The organism is Pseudomonas sp. FR229a (genome assembly GCF_030209115.1).
GTDB lineage: Bacteria > Pseudomonadota > Gammaproteobacteria > Pseudomonadales > Pseudomonadaceae > Aquipseudomonas > Aquipseudomonas moraviensis_A.
In genome coordinates, this window is record NZ_JARVSP010000014.1 from 91,360 (window position 1) to 108,427 (window position 17,068).

Annotated in this window: 14 protein-coding genes and 1 pseudogene; 5 read left to right on the top strand and 10 right to left on the bottom strand. The window is 61.0% G+C overall.

All coding sequences use genetic code 11. From position 1 onward, the window contains the following. Positions 1-6 precede the first annotated feature (6 nt). Positions 7-900, bottom strand: coding sequence for an amidohydrolase family protein (locus QRN33_RS12975; protein WP_285408904.1), 894 nt, complete (start codon positions 898-900; stop codon positions 7-9). Between the two features lie 401 nt (positions 901-1,301). On the opposite strand from QRN33_RS12975, the gene rimJ reads away from it, so the two are divergent. From rimJ to QRN33_RS26735, 3 genes and pseudogenes are all read left to right on the top strand, one after another. Further along, positions 1,302-1,889, top strand: a complete 588-nt coding sequence (rimJ, locus tag QRN33_RS12980; protein ID WP_285408905.1) for a ribosomal protein S5-alanine N-acetyltransferase — start codon at positions 1,302-1,304, stop codon at positions 1,887-1,889. A 282-nt stretch (positions 1,890-2,171) separates the two neighbouring features. Next, positions 2,172-3,098, top strand: a pseudogene (locus QRN33_RS26730) (methyl-accepting chemotaxis protein); the annotation flags it as partial. 144 nt (positions 3,099-3,242) lie between these two features. Further along, positions 3,243-3,956, top strand: a complete 714-nt coding sequence (locus QRN33_RS26735; protein ID WP_371915160.1) for a methyl-accepting chemotaxis protein — start codon at positions 3,243-3,245, stop codon at positions 3,954-3,956. A 283-nt stretch (positions 3,957-4,239) separates the two neighbouring features. Here the strand turns inward: QRN33_RS26735 and QRN33_RS12990 are convergent, their stop codons facing one another. The 5 genes from QRN33_RS12990 to QRN33_RS13010 all read right to left on the bottom strand — a co-directional run bounded on the left by QRN33_RS12990 (position 4,240) and on the right by QRN33_RS13010 (position 9,865). Then, positions 4,240-4,659 carry a type II toxin-antitoxin system VapC family toxin gene (locus QRN33_RS12990; protein ID WP_116657737.1) on the bottom strand — a complete coding sequence of 140 codons (420 nt, stop codon included), beginning with the start codon at positions 4,657-4,659 and terminating at the stop codon, positions 4,240-4,242. Further along, positions 4,656-4,901 (bottom strand): FitA-like ribbon-helix-helix domain-containing protein, encoded by a 246-nt coding sequence (locus QRN33_RS12995; protein ID WP_064364524.1) that lies wholly within the window; start codon positions 4,899-4,901, stop codon positions 4,656-4,658. Before QRN33_RS12995 ends, QRN33_RS12990 begins: the two co-directional genes overlap by 4 nt. Positions 4,902-5,121: 220 nt before the next feature. Further along, the gene (locus tag QRN33_RS13000; RefSeq protein WP_285408909.1) at positions 5,122-6,672 is read right to left on the bottom strand and encodes an FGGY-family carbohydrate kinase; all 1,551 of its coding nucleotides are present in this window, start codon (positions 6,670-6,672) and stop codon (positions 5,122-5,124) included. Continuing rightward, entirely contained in the window at positions 6,669-8,264 is a 1,596-nt protein-coding gene (locus QRN33_RS13005) for a glycerol-3-phosphate dehydrogenase/oxidase (RefSeq protein ID WP_285408911.1), read from the bottom strand. Before QRN33_RS13005 ends, QRN33_RS13000 begins: the two co-directional genes overlap by 4 nt. Next, positions 8,261-9,865, bottom strand: a complete 1,605-nt coding sequence (locus QRN33_RS13010) for an FAD-binding oxidoreductase (protein WP_285408913.1) — start codon at positions 9,863-9,865, stop codon at positions 8,261-8,263. The genes QRN33_RS13005 and QRN33_RS13010 overlap by 4 nt, the downstream gene beginning before the upstream one ends. A 188-nt stretch (positions 9,866-10,053) precedes the next feature. On the opposite strand from QRN33_RS13010, the gene gliR reads away from it, so the two are divergent. Together gliR and QRN33_RS13020 are read left to right on the top strand one after the other, a co-directional pair. Then, complete coding sequence (gene gliR, locus QRN33_RS13015; RefSeq protein WP_285408915.1) at positions 10,054-11,070, top strand: AraC family transcriptional regulator GliR; 1,017 nt, start codon at positions 10,054-10,056, stop codon at positions 11,068-11,070. Positions 11,071-11,546: 476 nt separating this feature from the next. Then, positions 11,547-11,912: a DUF6124 family protein gene (locus QRN33_RS13020; protein WP_285408917.1), complete on the top strand. Its 366-nt coding sequence runs from the start codon at positions 11,547-11,549 to the stop codon at positions 11,910-11,912. 249 nt (positions 11,913-12,161) lie between these two features. Here the strand turns inward: QRN33_RS13020 and QRN33_RS13025 are convergent, their stop codons facing one another. The 4 genes from QRN33_RS13025 to QRN33_RS13040 all read right to left on the bottom strand — a co-directional run bounded on the left by QRN33_RS13025 (position 12,162) and on the right by QRN33_RS13040 (position 16,413). Next, positions 12,162-12,530: a glyoxalase superfamily protein gene (locus QRN33_RS13025; RefSeq protein WP_042608820.1), complete on the bottom strand. Its 369-nt coding sequence runs from the start codon at positions 12,528-12,530 to the stop codon at positions 12,162-12,164. Positions 12,531-12,727: 197 nt separating this feature from the next. After that, complete coding sequence (locus tag QRN33_RS13030; protein WP_285408919.1) at positions 12,728-14,185, bottom strand: N-acyl-D-amino-acid deacylase family protein; 1,458 nt, start codon at positions 14,183-14,185, stop codon at positions 12,728-12,730. 1 nt (position 14,186) lies between these two features. After that, entirely contained in the window at positions 14,187-15,047 is an 861-nt protein-coding gene (locus tag QRN33_RS13035; RefSeq protein WP_042608818.1) for a MurR/RpiR family transcriptional regulator, read from the bottom strand. A gap of 16 nt (positions 15,048-15,063) precedes the next feature. Next, on the bottom strand, positions 15,064-16,413 hold the full coding sequence (locus QRN33_RS13040) for a GntP family permease (RefSeq protein WP_065615704.1): 1,350 nt from the start codon (positions 16,411-16,413) through the stop codon (positions 15,064-15,066). Between the last annotated feature and the right edge of the window lie 655 nt (positions 16,414-17,068).

Here is a 17,068-nt window from a genome sequence, read left to right on the forward strand (position 1 = left end):
CGTAGATCAACTTGCCAACTGGCCAGACGCTCCTCGCAGAAGTTGGCCAACAGGAATTTCGGTTACTCGGGAAACATGCAGGGCAACGGCATCAACAAAGTTGAACGCCTTTTCCAGATTGAACCGCTCGGAATACTTCATCCCCTCGTTGTCTGTTCCGACATGAGGGGCATCGGTGGCTTCCAGCAGGATCTTGTCTGCGCCGACTGCGCGGACGATTTGCGTCACGAAACGAGCGGTTTCTTCGGGACGGCTGCTGGTTCGATAGCCGGGCCCCTTGAAGCACACGTTGCCGCGTACGCTGGCTTCGGCAAGCAGCGCGATCCAGGCAGGCTCGGTGATGCCCCGCTCGGGGTGGCAAGTGCCAAGGTGATCGATGACGACCCGCACATCGCAAGGGATCTGGCGCAGTACGCGCAAATTCGTCTCGGCTTCTTTCGCGTAAATGTGCAGATGTTGATGCGGTTGCAGGCATTGATAAAACGCCAGCCATTGCTCATCGCTGAACTGGGTGGGAGAAACGCTTTCCGGCCGTGCATCGTGCAAAACGATGCGGGCGCCAATCACCTGTGGGTGCGAGAGCCGTTCTTTCGTGGCGTAAGCCGGGTCTGCCTTGATCGTCCCCACCAATCTCACGCCGCCGTAGCGCTGAGGGTCGACTGCCTGAAGATTCTTGAGTTCGTCAAACGAGGCAAATACGTTTTTCGAGTCCGGCAGAATACTGAGATGGACGTTATTGATCAGCGTCGGAGCAATACCGGCAGCCATCAGGTTATCTAGATAGGCTGTCAGCGAGTGCGGCTCAGGTAATGCATAAGGCAGCGCAGTGGACACTCGGCGCAGGTCTTGCGAAGTAAAAAAATGAACGTGACTGTCTGTTCTTTCAATCAACGGCAGCATGATTTTTGTTTCCTGCATTTGTGCGAAAACAATAATCGCCGCCAGTCTTTCGTCGCTCCCGCCAACTCGACGTCTAGTATCAAAATTCCGCCATGCGCGATTTTGTGAGCAAAGATGTTCTGAAAATCATCGCTTGGTTTTGAGGGCATTGAAGCCGTTAGCGGTTTATGGGTAGCGGCCCGTCAGAAAGCATGGCGAAAAATTGATGCGCCTGTTTCGACATGAATTTTTCTTCACCGCACCCCGCCCCGCAAACCGATAAAATCCCCCTGCTCATTCAAGAAACTACGGTTCGCCCGCGCTCCTAGCGGGCTTTTTTTCGCCCATCATTTCCCCGCACCTTGCCGCTCCCCACCATATTGCGCGACTCTGCCTGCAGATCCCTCGCCAAGGAGCGCTCGATGCCGCTGTTATCCCTGCCCTGCTCGCGCCTGACGCTGGCGATCCTCTCCCCCGATCAGGCCGAGCTCGAAAGCGCTTTCTACCAGCGCAACCAGCGTCACCTGGCGCGCTGGTCGCCCATCCGCACTACCGACTACTTCTCCACCGCCAATATCCGCCGTCGCCTCGAGATCCAGGCCAGCGCCTTCGACGCAGGCCTGGCGATGCATTTCGCTCTGCTGTCGCCAGACAATCAGCAGATGATCGGTGCGTGCAATTTCAGCGGGATCATTCGTGGGGCGTTTCAGGCGTGTTATTTGGGTTATCACATCAATGAGGCGCATCAGGGGCAGGGTTTGATGCAGGAGGGGCTGGAGGCGGGGATTGGTTATATGTTCGATGTGCAGAATCTGCATCGGATCATGGCCAATTACATTCCGGGCAATGAGCGCAGTGCGCGTTTGCTTGAGCGTTTGGGTTTTGAGCGTGAGGGCTATGCGAAGGCGTATCTGAACATTGCCGGGCGTTGGCAGGATCATGTGCTGACGGCGCTGGTCAATCCGGGGTTCGAGGCGTCGGATCAGCGGTGGTCGCGGCGCCTCGGTTGAGTTGCGCGAAACCTGTCAGACAAAAATCCTTTCAGCTCTCGGGTTTGCGGCCGATACAGACCTGCTAACACCCCTGCTGGCTCAAAAGAACAACAATCTTCCAGCTTAACTGACGACCAAGAAACCCAACGTTTCTGGAGGATTTGCATGAATAGCTGGTTCGGTAACATCAGCGTGAACATGAAACTCGGCCTGGGCTTCGGCCTGGTGCTGGCCCTGACCTGCATTCTGGCGCTGACCGGCTGGACCAGCCTTGGTAGCCTGATCGACCGCAGCAACTGGATGAGCGACATCACCCAGCTCAACGCTGGCCTGACCAAACTGCGCGTGGTGCGCCTGCAATACATGCTGACCAACGGCGACGAAACCGCCGCGCAGAATGTGCAGACCACTCTGGAAAGTTTCGCTGCGCAGCAGCAGGCGCTGATCAGCAAATTCAAGAGCCCGGAGAACGTCGCGCTGCTCAAGCAGCAGGCCGCGACCATCGCTGAATACCAGACCTCGCTGAACAAAATGCGCAACGCCTATCGCACCGGTAACAGTGCGCGCGACACCATGAGCGTCAACGCTCAGACCGCGTACAACCTGATCGAATCGATCAGCCAGCGCGTGCAGCAGATGGAGTTGAGCGATCAGCGTTTCGAGCAGTTCCAGGCTGTCACCGCTGCCAAGGAAGCGTTCATCCTCGCGCGTTATGAAGTGCGTGGTTACACCGCGACCAGCAACGCCGAGACCGAGCAGAAAGCCGTCGGCCAGATCGATGCGGCCATCGCCAGCCTCAAACCGTTGAACGCGCAATTTGCCGCGACTCAGCAGGATGCCCTGCGCCAATTGGAAACCGCGCTGACCAGCTATCGCAGCGCGTTGATGGCGTACAAGAACGCCAACACCGATGCCGTGCAGGCGCGGAAGGAAATGACCGATCAGGGCACCACCATCGTCGCCCTGAGCGAGCAGCTGTACCAGATTCAACTTGATCGTCGTGACGCTGAAAGCGCCCAGGCGCGCACCTTCCAGTTGATCAGCACGTTGCTGGCGCTGTTGGTTGGCGTGATTGCGGCGGTGATCATCACCCGTCAGATCACCCGTCCGTTGCAGGAAACCCTGGCCGTGGTCGAGCGCATCGCCAGCGGCGACCTGACCCAGAACGTCACCGTCACCCGCCGCGACGAGCTCGGCGTGTTGCAGCAAGGCATCGCGCGCATGGGCGTGACCCTGCGCGACTTGATCAGTGGCATCCGCGACGGCGTCACGCAGATTGCCAGCGCCGCCGAAGAACTCTCGGCGGTGACTGAACAGACCAGTGCTGGTGTGAACAGCCAGAAAGTCGAGACCGATCAGGTCGCCACTGCCATGCACGAAATGACTGCCACCGTGCAGGAAGTTGCGCGCAATGCCGAAGAAGCGTCGCAAGCCGCTGCCGCTGCGGACGGCGAAGCTCGTGAAGGCGACAAGGTGGTGAATGAGGCCATCGCGCAGATCGAGCGTCTGGCCAGCGAAGTGGTGCGTTCGACCGAAGCGATGAGCGTGTTGCAGCAGGAAAGCGACAAGATCGGCAGCGTCATGGACGTGATCAAGGCTGTCGCCGAACAGACCAACCTGCTCGCGCTCAACGCCGCGATCGAAGCCGCGCGTGCCGGTGAAGCCGGGCGCGGTTTTGCCGTGGTCGCCGATGAGGTGCGTGGTCTGGCTCAGCGCACACAGAAATCAACCGAGGAAATCGAAGGTCTGGTCGCCGGTCTGCAGAACGGTACCCAGCAGGTTTCTGCAGTGATGAACAACAGCCGCGCGCTGACCGACAGCAGCGTCGCCCTGACGCGCAAGGCCGGCGCCTCGCTGGAAAACATCACCCGCACGGTGTCGAACATCCAGTCGATGAACCAGCAGATCGCTGCGGCGGCTGAACAGCAAAGTGCAGTGGCTGAAGAGATCAGCCGCAGCATCATCAACGTCCGCGACGTGTCCGAACAGACCGCCGCAGCGAGTGATGAGACGGCAGCGTCGAGTGTTGAACTGGCGCGGTTGGGTGGTCAGTTGCAGCAGATGGTCAGCCACTTCCGCGTTTGATTTTGGTTTTGCGCTGTAGCTGAAACCGAATCGCGAGCAGGCTCACTCCTACAGGTCCCAGGTCGAACACAAAATCTGTGAACACCTCGGAAACCGTGTAGGAGTGAGCCTGCTCGCGATTGCGGTGGATCAATCAAATCACCGTTGCCTGACACTCCGCATTCGCGAGCAGGCTCGCTCCCACATTTTGGATTTGCGTGCCACGCTGGATTCTGAGCACACCGCAGATCCCTTGTGGGAGCGAGCCTGCTCGCGAATGCGGTTTAAATGACAGAGCAGATTTTCAGACCTGCCACGGATTGATCACTTCAATCCCGGAAAACTCGAAATCCCGAACATTACGTGTAGCAATCGCAGCTCCGTGGCCTCGGCAGATCGCTGCGATTTGCGCATCGGCCATTGCAATCCCCCGCCCCTCCGCCTCTGCATCGGCGACCAGCGTCGCGTACTCGACGGCCGCGTGCGCATCGAATGGCAAAATCCGCCCGGCAAAATCCTCTTCGAACATTGCCAACGCGTGGGCCTGGAGTTTTTGTTTGCGCTTGCCGGAAGGTAATCGAGCGATGCCGTGCAGTATCTCCGCCACAGTGATCGCGCTGATGGCCAGGTCCATGGCCGGTTGCGCATCCACCCAGGCCAGCACTTGAGCCTCGGGTTCGATGCGCATGAATTCGGATAGAACGTTGGTATCGAGCACTATCATTCAGAGAAGTCCACACCGACCGGTTTCTCTGCACGCGCAGGCAGCTCGAGGTCGACTCCGCCCTCGGCGCTGAAACGCTGGTGAATCCGACTGCCGAGCCCTCCGGCACGATCAACCTTGGTGAGCGCTCGGCCCAGAATCAGCCGAGCTTCTTCTTCCATGGAATGTCCATTGTGTGCAGCGGTAATGCGCAGCTGCTCCTTGAGCGTCTCGTCAAGGTTTCGAATAGTGATGCTAGCCATGTCGCCCTCCTGCAATCAATGAAATCATTGATTGCAGGCTAGCATATTCAGGTCTGATTGAAGTGAGGCCCGCCGAACGGCAGTGCCATCTCAAATACACCGGGATGCCCTTGTAGGAGTGAGCCTGCTCGCGATAGCGGTGTGTCAGTAAAAGGCAGGCTGACTGAAACACCGCTATCGCGAGCAGGCTCACTCCTACAGGGGATTTGTGGTGTGCTTTTTACGCGGGATACCCGGTGATTTTGCGGATGCTTTGGTACAGCGGTTTGAGCTGCCGGTACATGCGCAGGTAGACGTCTTTGTACAGTTGCTGGTAGATCTTCTGCGCCTCGGGTTGTGGGTTAAAGACCGCGCCAACCCGAGTCATCGCCGCAATGGCCGTGGAAAAATCCCTGTGCAATCCCAACCCCACCGCACAACAAATCGCCGCCCCCAACCCGGACGCTTCATACACATGCGGGCGCTCGGCCGGCAGGCCGAAGATGTTGGCGGTCAGTTGCATGGCGGCGTCGCTTTGTGAGCCGCCGCCGGCGACGCGCAGGCGTTTGATCGAGACCTTTGAGCGTCGCTCGATGTTCTCCATGCCTTGGCGTAGCGCGTAGGCCAGTCCTTCGAGAATCGCGCGGTAGATGTGCGCGCGGGTGTGCACGTCGCCGAAGCCGATCATCGCGCCCTTGGCTTCCACGCCCGGCTCGCGGATGCCCGGTGACCAGTAGGGTTGCAGCATCAGGCCCATCGAGCCCGGTGGCACTTCGTCGACCAGGGCGTCGAAGAGTTGCTCCGGTTCGATCCCTTGCGCTTTCGCCTGTTGCATCTCGCGCAGGCCGAACTGGTTCTTGAACCAGCTGACCATCCAGTAGCCGCGATAGATCATCACTTCACAGTTGTACTGATCGGGCACGGCCGAGGGATACGGCGGGATCAGCGGGACGATTTCCAGGTAGCGTGAGCGCGTGCTGGTGATGGTCGCGGTGGTGCCGTAGGACAGGCACACGGTGCTCGCATCGACCACGCCGGAGCCGATCACTTCGCAGGCCTTGTCCGCGCCAGCGGCAATCAGCGGTAGGCCTTCGGGAATGCCCGTGTGGCGAGCGGCTTCGGCTGTGATGTAGCCGAGGGTTTCGCCGGGTTTGTGCAGGGTCGGCAACTGCTCGGGGCGCACCGCCAGCGCCTGCCATTTCCAGTCACGCGGGGCCGCCCATTTCAGCCGTTTGAAGTCGAAGGGCAGATAGCCGACGCAGCAGCCCACGGAATCAACGAAGCGCCCGCACAAGCGATGGGTGAGGAAGCCTGAAAGCAGTAAATACTTGTCGGTCGACGCCCACACCTCGGGTTGATGCCGGGCGATCCAGTTGGCCTCGGCCTGGGCGCGAAAATAATCCACCGTCGCTTGGGCGCCGACCAGTTTGAACAGCCAGCCCCACGGCCCTTTGATGCCGCCCTCGACTTCAGTCTGACGTTGATCGAGCCAGACAATTGCCGGGCGCAGCGGTTTGCCCTCGGCGTCGACATTGATCACGGTGCCGCGCTGAGTGGTCAGGGACACGCCGGCAATCTGCGCACGGTCGATGCCGGTCTGCTGCCAGAGTTGCTGACAGGCCTCGCCGAGTTTCGCCCAGTAATATTCCGGGTCCTGCTCGGCCCAACCGGGTTGCGTCGAGTAGTACGCTTGCAAGTCGACTTTGCCTTTGCCGAGCAGATTGCCCTGCAGATCGAAGAGCAACGCACGCACGCTCTGGGTGCCGTTGTCGATGGCCAATAGGTATTTCATGGCGTGATCTCCGGCAAGCCGTGATCGCGCAGCCACAGCAAACGATAGCGCTGGATTTCCGCTTGCCAGCGCTCATCGTTCCAAGCCAATCGTGGCTGGCAGGGCGTGCGGATCGCCGGCAAATAATCCTCGCCACCGCGCGGCAGCAACAGGCCCAAACGGGTGCGGCGCAGCAGCAAATCATCCAGGTGCAGAATCATTTCCGCCTGGCAGGCAAACGCCAGCTCTGCCCACAACGTGTCGGTGGCGCCAACCGTTTCCAGACCGAGTTCGCCAAGCAATTGCGCCAGCCTCGGCAGGTCTCGACCGTGACGCCCGGCCAAGCGTCGCCATTGATTGCCGCTCAGTCCCGCAATCGTCAGCGGCGGCACAGCGGCGAACACCGGCGCACCGTCGTCGACAAAAGGACGCCCAAGCATCGCCGCACAAGCCTTGAGCACTTCGATCGCTTGCGGGCGAAATGTGGTCAGTTTGCCGCCGGCCAACGTCACGCAACCGGGCTCCTGCCACAGCACATGTTCGCGGGTTTCGTTAGATGGTTTGTCTTGATGCGCACCCGCCGCGCTTCCGACCACTGGACGCACGCCTGACCAGGTCGACAGCACATCGTCGACGCCTATTTCGGCGCCGGGAAATTGCTGCTGGCACGCGGCGAGCAGGTAGTCGAGTTCGTCGCTGGAAATGCGCGCGCTGTGGTCTAGGTCTTCGCGGTGATCGAGGTCCGTGGTGCCGACCACCGTCGCGCCTTCCCAGGGAAAAACAAACACCGGACGCCGATCGCGCTGATGCAGAAAAGTGAACGCCTGGGCCACCGGCAAGCGCCAGCCCGGCAGTAACAGATGACTACCGCGCAACGGTCGCAATTGCTTCACAGCTTCAGCGGGACGCAAGCGCTCAGCCCATGCACCCGTGGCCACGGCCAACACAGCGGAGCGCAGTTGCAGCGTCGTGCCGCCCTCGCAATCCTCAACCCGAACCCCACACACCCGCCCGTCTTCACGCAGCAGTTGCGTGACCCGCACAGCATTGATTGTCACCGCGCCATCGGCCCGGGCCTCGCGCAGTACGCGCATCACCAGCCGCGCGTCATCGGTCAGTGCATCGACAAAACAGCTGCCGCCGAGCAAACCGTTTTCCTTCACCCCCGGCGCGAGAAAACGCAGTTGCAGCGCGTCATGAAAACCATGGTTGCGCCGCCCCGCCAGCGCGTCGTACACCGAGAGCAAGCCGCCCATGACGCGCGGCCCGGGAAAGCCGCCGCGATAGTGCGGCATCATGAAACTCATCGGCTCGACCAGCCCCGGCGCTTCGTCAAGCAAGCGCTGGCGCTCGCGCACGGAATCGCGGGTCAGGCGCCACTGGCCCTTGGCGATGTAACGCAAACCGCCGTGGACCATTTTCGACGATCGACTGGACGTGCCCCAGGCAAAATCCCGCTGCTCCAGCAGCAGACAGCGCCAGCCCCGGCGCGCCGCTTCGCGGACAATTCCGGCACCGCTGATGCCGCCGCCGATAACGATCAGGTCCCAGGTTTCATCCGCCAGCGTCGGCAACATCTGCTCGCGCCATTGCGCGTTCCAGTTCGCCGTCATGGCCGCCACTCTGGCAACAGAGTGCCGGGATTGAGGCGCCCTTCCGGGTCGAAATGTTTGCTCAGCGCCTGCAACGTCTGCATCGCCAGCGGGCCTTTTTCCCGTAGCAGATAGGGCGCGTGATCCTTGCCGACGCCATGCTGATGACTGATGGTGCCGTGGTGGTCGACGATGGTCTGGCTGGCCGCGTGTTTGAGCGCCCGCCAGCGCGCCAGCGTCGCGGCATAGTCCGCCGCCGGGCGAAATACGTAGGTGGTGTAGATGCTCGAGCCTTCGCCATAAACGTGGGACAGGTGAGTGAACACATGCACGCGTTCGCCCTCGGCGGCCAAGGCGTCGCGCAGGCTGTTTTCGATGAGGCTGAGCAAGTGGTCGACGTTGCTCCAGTCGGTGGCCGTTTCGAGGGTGTCGACCACGTAACCGGCGTTCCACAGGTTCTCGCGCAGGTAAGGAAAGCGGAAGCGGTTCTGCGCCCACTTCTTGCCCAGCAGGGTGCCGGTGAACACGCCGCCGAAGGCTTTCAGATGCCGGCGCGCGTGTTTCAGCGACAGTGCGTTTTGCTGGCGATTGCCGGTGACGCCGAAAGTCAGCAGGCATTTGCCGTCGCCGGCACCGCGCAGCTTGAGGTACTTTTCCAGCCAGGCGATCTGCTGCGGATGACCGGCCAGCGCCAGTTGCGTTTCGGTTTCCACCGCGTTCGACAGGCGCAGCATCGACAGCGGCACGCGCGCCTGCGCCAGTTGGCGGATCGCTTGCAGCGCCTGCGGCCAGTCGGGCAGGAACACACCGTAGAAACGTTCGTCCGCCGGCAACGCACTGACCCGCACCTTGACCTCGGAAATGATCCCGAAACGGCCTTCGCATCCGAGGACCATTTCACGCAGATCGGGACCTGCCGCCGACGCCGGGAACGTCGGAATCTGCAGAGGCCCGGCGAACGTTTCCAGGGTGCCGCCGGCGAACAATTGCTCGATCCGCCCGTAGCGCAACGACTGCTGGCCGCTGGAACGACTGGCCACCCAACCGCCCAGCGTCGACAGCTCCCACGACTGCGGAAAATGCCCCAGCGTGTAGCCACGCGCGCGCAATTGGCTTTCCACTTGCGGCCCGCTGGCACCGGGGCCGAATGTCGCCAGCAGGCTCTGTTGGTCGAGGTCGGTCAGGCGATTCATCCGCACCAGCGACACCGTCAGCACCGGGCGCGCGGATGTCGGCGGATTGATGTGTCCGGCCACTGAAGTGCCGCCGCCATAGGGAATCAGGCACAGATCCTGATCATGGGCGAGCGCCAGCAATTGGCGGATCTGCTCGGCGGTTTCCGGAAATGCCACGGCATCGGGATACGTGCCCAGCGCACCTTCGCGCAACGCCAGCCAGTCCGCCAGGCTCTGGCCGCGCGCGTGCAGCAGACGGTCGTGAGTGTCGACGCTGTACAAGCGATGCGGCACCAGGCGCGAGGTCGGCACTTGCGCCAACGCCGCTGCCAATGTCGCATCGGGCAAAGCGCGGCCAGCGCCTAGGCGTTCGTGGAGAAACGTCGCGCCCTGAGCCGGCAGTTCCACCACCGTGCCTGCCTCTCCCCAGCCGTTCCAGCGTCGCATGCGTGTGTCCTTTTTTTGCCGTCAGATCAAGCTTGCATACTAGTCAGCGCTGGCAATCTGTCACGGTCGCATCCGGCCAGATCCTGTAGCGAATGGCGCCAAACGTCCGGGCATTTACTTTCGTCGGGCAATCCACTTACCTTGCGGCATTCATTCGCTCACGCGCCGTCGATCAAAGGACCGCGACCATGCCATCGCTCGGCTTCACTTCCGTTCCGCCGCTGCTCAAATACCTGCGCCACGCCGAACAGTTGGGCATGGCCATCGAGCCTGCGTTGGCGGCGGCCGGGTTGCAGGCGCAGCAGTTGAGCGACAACACCTTGCGCCTGCCGGGTGAGATTCACGAGCGCTTGCTGGACTATTTCTGCGAGCACTCGGGCGATGGCTTGTTCGGGCTGCACGCGGCAAATTTCGTCCTGCCCAATTCGTGGAGCGTACTCGGTTACATCACCATGAATTGCGCGACGCTGGGCGATGCGATGAGCCGGATCATGCCGTTCGAAAAACTCGTCGGCGACATGGGCGTCAGCCGCGCCGAGGTGCAGGGCGAGCACGTGCATCTGATCTGGACCTGCCGCTACGAGCGGCCACGGATTCGTCGGCATCTGGTGGAAAACGTGCTCGGTTCGTGGCTGCACTACGCGCGCTGGATCGCCGACACGCAGCTGTCGCCGGCCTGCGTATGGCTGGAGCATGCGCGGCCGGATGCGGTGACGCAGGCCGAGTACGAGGCGTTTTTCGGTTGCCCGGTGCTTTTCGATCAGGCGTATTCGGCGCTGGTGGTGCCGCTGGCGTATTTGCAGCTGCCGCTGCGTCAGGCCGATGCGCAATTGCTGCGAACGCTGGAAGAACATGCGATGGGGTTGCTGGCGACGCTGGAAGAGGCGTCGCTGGCGCAGCAGGTGAAGAACATCCTGCGCGGTTTGCTCAAGGAAGGTCTGCCGCGCAAGGAGCAAGTGGCGGAACAGCTCAGCGTCTCGGTGCGCACATTGCAGAGGCAGTTGCAGCAGGCCGGGACGTCGTATCAGCAGATTCTCGATGATCTGCGTCAGGAGTTGGCGGAGCACTATTTGCTCAACAGCACGTTGCCGATTCAGGACATTGCGCAGTATCTGGGCTTCACCGAACCGCGCTCGTTTCATCGCACGTTCAAGAGCTGGCGCGGGATACCGCCGGGGGAGTTTCGGCTGCGGAATCGGCGGTGAATGTGCCGGCCCTATCGCGAGCAGGCTCACTCCTAAAGGGATTTCTGGTGTATGCAAAATCCGCGTACACCGAAGATCAACTGTAGGAGTGAGCCTGCTCGCGATGAGGCCAGCCGCTACACCGCTTAAACAAGCTTTGCCGCAACTGTTTAAATCAACCCGGTATTCCGCGAAACCACCCACAATTCCTTGCGCCGCTGCCTACGCCTGCGCCAGAATCCGCCGGCTTGTGCGCCCCAGACCTCATCGCTACTGTGATTGCGTCACTGCCCATCAGTGATCGGGTTTAGTAGCCCGGAGTATTTGGGGTGCATCGTTCATCAGACAGTCAGGTCTCGCCTGAACTTCATGGTGGCTGTGCGCAGGGCGCTCTCGGGCGCGCCGGTTTCCCAGATCCCCGGTCTACTAACCTGCGCACAGCTGCCTCCACTTCCTTTAGTAGGGAAGCGGTGGCCAGCCAAAATGAGGATCTGGATATGTTCAAAGTAACCCCAAACCCGCCGACCACCGACCCGACGTCCCCCTACGAATCCCCCGAGTCCAAGAAATTCCACGAAGCCGCCGACCGCGCCCTCGATCATTACCTCGGCCCATCCAGCGCTGAATTCATGGCCCCGCCCTACAAATCCAACACGCTGTACATGGCCAATCCCGACGCCGACAACGAATCGCTGCTGGCCGATGCCTGCGAAACCCTGGGGTCGGCGACGGTGATGCTCAACGATCAGGCGGGGCTGGTGAACGGAGCGCAACGCAAGACGTTGCAGGGCATTGCGCAGATTGTGATGGTCGCGGAGATGGCAGTGAATCGGGTGCTGGATCGGTTGGTGCCGACTGATTGAGGATTTTTGGGGATGCGTTGCGGGCGGGTTTTATGGGGTGTCAGGGGTTGCCCTCACCCCAGCCCTCTCCCAGAGGGAGAGGGGGCCGACCGAGTTGTCTTGCGCTGTCCGTCGACCTGAAAGACCGAGTCGATTATGGATTCAGCACAGCACATTCAGGTCGGCGTAACTCCCGAGCATCCCCCAATCGGTCCCCTCTCCCTCCGGGAGAGGGCTAGGGTGAGGGGCTTTTGATCTCAGGCATGCAGATCAAAGACTGATCGCATTGGTAAACACCAACCGATTACCAAACGGATCAGCGATGGTCATGTCCTGACTGCCCCACGGCATCGCCTGAATCTGCGGATGGGAAAACGTATAGTCCTTGGCCATCAACTGCTGCTGAAACGCCTCCAGCTCATCGGTCTCGATACGCAGCGCGGAACCTGGGCACGCATCGCCGTGATGCTCGGACAAATGCAGCACACACTCACCGCGCGACACCTGCAGATACAGCGGAAAATTCGCTTCGAAGCGATGCTGCCAGTCGATCTTGAAACCGAGAAAATCGACGTAAAACTCTACAGCCTTGGCCTCATCGAAGATCCGCAGGATCGGGGTGGTTTTGCCGAAGCTCATGGGGTGCTCCCTGACTGATTGGCCCCACAGTGTAGACGGGGAGGATGTCAGCAAATCGGCCTGTTGATGGCTTTCTTTAATTGCACAGTGCCACTATGAGACACAGATCAAAAGATCGCAGCCTTCGGCAGCTCCTGCATTGGAATGCGATCTCTGTAGGAGCTGCCGAAGGCTGCGATCTTTTGGCGTCATTCGACTCAACGAAACCCTTCGCGCAGATCACCTTCGCGAGCCAGAAACCGCCCTGCCCTGCTCCCATTTGCCCGGCCGTCGCGATAACTCAAAACGCCGTTGACCCACACCCCGTCAATCCCCTGCGCCGCGCGCTGCGGATCGTTGAAATCGGCCACATCGCGCACGGTGTGCGGATCGAACAACACCAGATCGGCCCAGTGTCCTTCACGAATCTCGCCCCTTTCTTGCAAGCCAAAACGCGCCGCCGACAAACCGGTCATCTTGTGCACGGCGGTGTGCAGCGGAAACAGGCCGACATCGCGACTGAAATGGCCGAGCACCCGTGGGAAAGCGCCCCACAGGCGCGGATGCGGGAACGGGTCTTCCGGCAGTCCGTCAGATCCGACCATCGACAGCGGATGGGCGAGGATTCTTCGTACATCCGCCTCATCCATGCCGTAGTACACCGCGCCGGCCGGTTGCAGACGTTTCGCGGTTTCTTCCAGCGACAGTTTCCATTCGCCAGCAATGTCGATCAGGTCGCGCCCGCTGACTTCCGGGTGCGGTGTCGACCAGGTGATGGTGATGCGATGGGCGTCGGTGACCTGTTTCAAATCCAGAGTCGAGGAACTCGCCGCGTACGGGTAGCAGTCGCAGCCGACCGGATGGGTTTTCGCTGCCTCTTCCAAAGCTGCGAGCAATTGCGGACTGCGCCCCCAGTTACCGACGCCGGCGCATTTGAGATGGGAAATGATCACCGGTGATTGCGCGTGGCGGCCGATCTGGAACGCCTCGTCCATCGCCTCCAACACCGGGGCGAATTCGCTGCGCAAATGGGTGGTGTACACCGCGCCGAACGCCGTCAGTTCTTCGGTCAGTTGCATGACCTCATCGGTGGACGCGTTGAAGGCGCTGGCGTAGGCCAGGCCTGTGGATAAGCCCAACGCGCCGGCCTCGAGGCTGTCGCGCAACTGCTCGCGCATCGCACTGATTTCGGCGGGAGTCGCGGTGCGCAACAAGTCGTCGAGGTGATTGCTGCGCAGCGCCGTGTGGCCGACCAGCGCGGCGACATTCAGCGTGGGGTTGGCCGCTTCGACGGCGGCGCGGTAGTCGCTGAAACGTGGATAAACAAACGCTGCGGCAGTGCCGAGCAGGTTCATCGGGTCCGGCGGATTGCCCTTCAAGGTGACTGGCGAAGCGCTGATGCCGCAGTTGCCAACGATCACCGTGGTCACGCCTTGGCTGAGCTTGGGCAGCATTTCGGGTTGGCGGATGACCACGGTGTCGTCGTGGGTGTGCACGTCGATGAAACCCGGCGCCAGCACCCGGCCGGCGGCGTCGATTACTTCGGTGGCGCGGGCTTCAGGCAGATCGCCGATGCGCTCGATGCGACCATTGAGAATCGCCACGTCGGCCTTATAGCCGGGCGTGTTGCTGCCGTCGATAACCAACGCGTTGCGGATCAGGGTGTCGTACTGCATGTCAGTCTCCCAGCGGCAGGTGATCGTCGCCGCCACGGTATTCGTCGAGGGCGAGTTTGATTCGCCGCAGACGTTCTTGATTGTCTTCAGGGCTGGCCAGCGCCAGCTCGGTGGCGAGCACGTCGATGGCCAGCAGCATGCCGTAGCGCGCCGCCGTGGGTTTGTAGATGAACGAGGTTTCCGCGCCTTGCAGCGGCAGGACGACATCGGCCAGTTCCGCCAGTGGTGAATCGCCGCGAGTGATGGCGAGAATGCGCGCGCCGTAGTTGCGCGCCAGTTCGACCGTTTCCAAAAGCTCCGGGGTAATGCCGGTCAGCGAGCAGACGATCAGCACTTGCTCGGCATTGAGGCTGGCGGCGGTGACGCGCATCATTACCGCGTCATGACACACGGCGATCGGGTAACCGAGGCGCACCAGGCGCACCTGCAATTCATCGCTGCACAGGGTCGAGCAACCGCCCATGCCGAACGCATGAATCATCCGCGCCTGGCTGAGCAATTTCACCGCATCGGCAAAACGCGATTCGTCGAAACCGGCCAGATGCTGACGCAGCGTGGTTTCGATATCGCCGACGATTTGCCCGTAGAACGCCGACTGCTCAGGCGTGCCCGCCGGGTCGAGAAAACGGCTGCCCACGCCGCTGGCCTGGGCCAGTTGCAGGCGCAGGTCGCGCAGGTCGCGGCAGCCAACCGTGCGGGCAAAACGCGACAGCGTAGCGGTGCTGACTTCGGCGCGTTGCGCGAGGTCTTCGAGGCTGGCGCTCGCGGCAAAGCCGACATCGTCGAGCATCAGCCGAGCGATGCGGCCCTCGCCGGCGCTGAAGGAATCCTGGCGGGCGCGGATCTGGTAGAGGATGTCCATGGGCGGCAGGCTCCGGTTACAGCAGGTAGGAAAGGCCGACGGTCAGACCGAAAGCGACCAGCGAGATCAACGTCTCGAGCACGGTCCAGGTCTTGAACGTCTGTGCGACCGTCATGTTGAAGTATTCCTTGATCAACCAGAAGCCGCCGTCGTTGACGTGGGAAAAGATAACCGAGCCAGCGCCGGTCGCCAGCACCAACAGTTCAGGGTGTGGATAACCCAGACCAATGGCCACTGGCGCGACCACGCCTGATGCGGTGGTCATCGCCACGGTTGCAGAACCGGTGGCAACGCGCATCAGTGCTGCGAACAGCCAGCCCATGATCAGCGGCGACAGGTGAAATTCGTGAGCGAGGCCGACGATCTGATCGGTGACGCCGGCATCCACCAGAATCCGGTTCAAGCCACCGCCAGCGCCGACCAGCAAGGTGATGCTGGCGGTGGGCGCGAGGCATTCGTTGGTGAACTTGAGGATCGATTCGCGGTTGAAACCCTGAGCAATGCCCAGCGTCCAGAAGCTCAGCAAAGTCGCCAGCAACAACGCGATCACCGAATTGCCGATGAACAACAGGAACTGGTTGAACGCGCTGCCGGGAGTGGAAATCAGGTTGGCCCAGCCTCCGATCAGCATCAGCACCACCGGCAGCAGAATGGTCGCCATGGTGATGCCGAAACCCGGCAGTTTGTCGCGCGGTTCGCGCTCGAGAAATTGCTTTTCCAGGGGATTGTCCGCCGGCAATTGAATGCGCGGCACGATGAACTTGGCGTATAGCGGGCCGGCGATGATCGCGGTGGGAATGCCGATCGCGATGGCGTACAGCAAGGTTTGCCCGACAGAGGCCTGGTACGCCTGCACCGCGAGCATCGCCGCCGGGTGCGGTGGCACCAGCGCATGCACCACCGAGAGCCCGGCAACCATCGGCAGACCGACCATCAGAATCGACACGCCAACCCGCCGCGCCACGGTGAAGGCGATTGGCACCAGCAAGACGAAACCGACTTCGAAGAACAGCGGCAAGCCGACCAGAAACGCGATGCAGACCATCGCCCAATGCGCGTTCTTCTCGCCGAATCGCTCGATCAGCGTCCGCGCCATCTGCTCGGCGCCACCGGACTCGGCCATCATCTTGCCGAGCATCGTTCCCAACGCCACCACCAGCGCAATATGCCCCAACGTCTTGCCGACACCCGCCTCATACGCACCGACCACCGCCGACGGCGGCATCCCGGCCACCAGCGCCAGGCCCAGGGAAATCAGAGTGATGACAATGAACGGATTGAGCCGGTAACGGGCGATCAACACGATCAGCGCAATGATGGCCACGGCGGCGTATACGAGCAGCCAATAGCCGAAGGAAGGCGTCATGCGGTACTCCTCGAAAGGGTCACGTTCGAATGGGTTGTGAAACTCATAAATCATTTCGAGATAGAGATTTCAAACCGCATGAAAGTAATTTTCGTGGAGAGACAAGGTGTGTCGCTGGTGAGTATGTGCTGTCGTGATTAATGAAAATCGGAGGGCGGGATTTTCATGCCTTTCCAGATCACCACATAAACCTGTGGGAGCGAGCCTGCTCGCGAAGGCGGCGTCACATTCCACAACTTCATTGCCTGACCCAGCGCATTCGCGAGCAGGCTCGCTCCCACAGATTTTGATCGCATTCCTCCAGACAGAACGCGGTCACCTGTAGGAGTGAGCCTGCTCGCGATAGCGGTGTGTCAAAACAAGATCATTTGACTGACACGACGCTATCGCGAGCAGGCTCACTCCTACAGTTTTTGATCGCATTCCTTCAGCTACATCTCAACCAACCTGTGGGAGCGAGCCTGCTCGCGAAGGCGGCTTCACATTCAACATCTTCATTGACTGACCCACCGCATTCGCGAGCAGGCTCGCTCCCACAGTTTTGATCGCATTCCTCCAGACAGAACGCGGTCACCTGTAGGAGTGAGCCTGCTCGCGATAGCGGTGGGTCAAAACAAGATCATTTGACTGACACGACGCTATCGCGAGCAGGCTC

Bases quoted from the DNA above. Each gene is read 5' to 3' on its own strand.
- QRN33_RS12975 (WP_285408904.1), bottom strand. From the start codon at position 900: ATGCTGCCGTTGATTGAAAGAACAGACAGTCACGTTCATTTTTTTACT.
- rimJ (WP_285408905.1), top strand. From the start codon at position 1,302: ATGCCGCTGTTATCCCTGCCCTGCTCGCGCCTGACGCTGGCGATCCTC.
- QRN33_RS26735 (WP_371915160.1), top strand. From the start codon at position 3,243: ATGCACGAAATGACTGCCACCGTGCAGGAAGTTGCGCGCAATGCCGAA.
- QRN33_RS12990 (WP_116657737.1), bottom strand. From the start codon at position 4,659: ATGATAGTGCTCGATACCAACGTTCTATCCGAATTCATGCGCATCGAA.
- QRN33_RS12995 (WP_064364524.1), bottom strand. From the start codon at position 4,901: ATGGCTAGCATCACTATTCGAAACCTTGACGAGACGCTCAAGGAGCAG.
- QRN33_RS13000 (WP_285408909.1), bottom strand. From the start codon at position 6,672: ATGAAATACCTATTGGCCATCGACAACGGCACCCAGAGCGTGCGTGCG.
- QRN33_RS13005 (WP_285408911.1), bottom strand. From the start codon at position 8,264: ATGACGGCGAACTGGAACGCGCAATGGCGCGAGCAGATGTTGCCGACG.
- QRN33_RS13010 (WP_285408913.1), bottom strand. From the start codon at position 9,865: ATGCGACGCTGGAACGGCTGGGGAGAGGCAGGCACGGTGGTGGAACTG.
- gliR (WP_285408915.1), top strand. From the start codon at position 10,054: ATGCCATCGCTCGGCTTCACTTCCGTTCCGCCGCTGCTCAAATACCTG.
- QRN33_RS13020 (WP_285408917.1), top strand. From the start codon at position 11,547: ATGTTCAAAGTAACCCCAAACCCGCCGACCACCGACCCGACGTCCCCC.
- QRN33_RS13025 (WP_042608820.1), bottom strand. From the start codon at position 12,530: ATGAGCTTCGGCAAAACCACCCCGATCCTGCGGATCTTCGATGAGGCC.
- QRN33_RS13030 (WP_285408919.1), bottom strand. From the start codon at position 14,185: ATGCAGTACGACACCCTGATCCGCAACGCGTTGGTTATCGACGGCAGC.
- QRN33_RS13035 (WP_042608818.1), bottom strand. From the start codon at position 15,047: ATGGACATCCTCTACCAGATCCGCGCCCGCCAGGATTCCTTCAGCGCC.
- QRN33_RS13040 (WP_065615704.1), bottom strand. From the start codon at position 16,413: ATGACGCCTTCCTTCGGCTATTGGCTGCTCGTATACGCCGCCGTGGCC.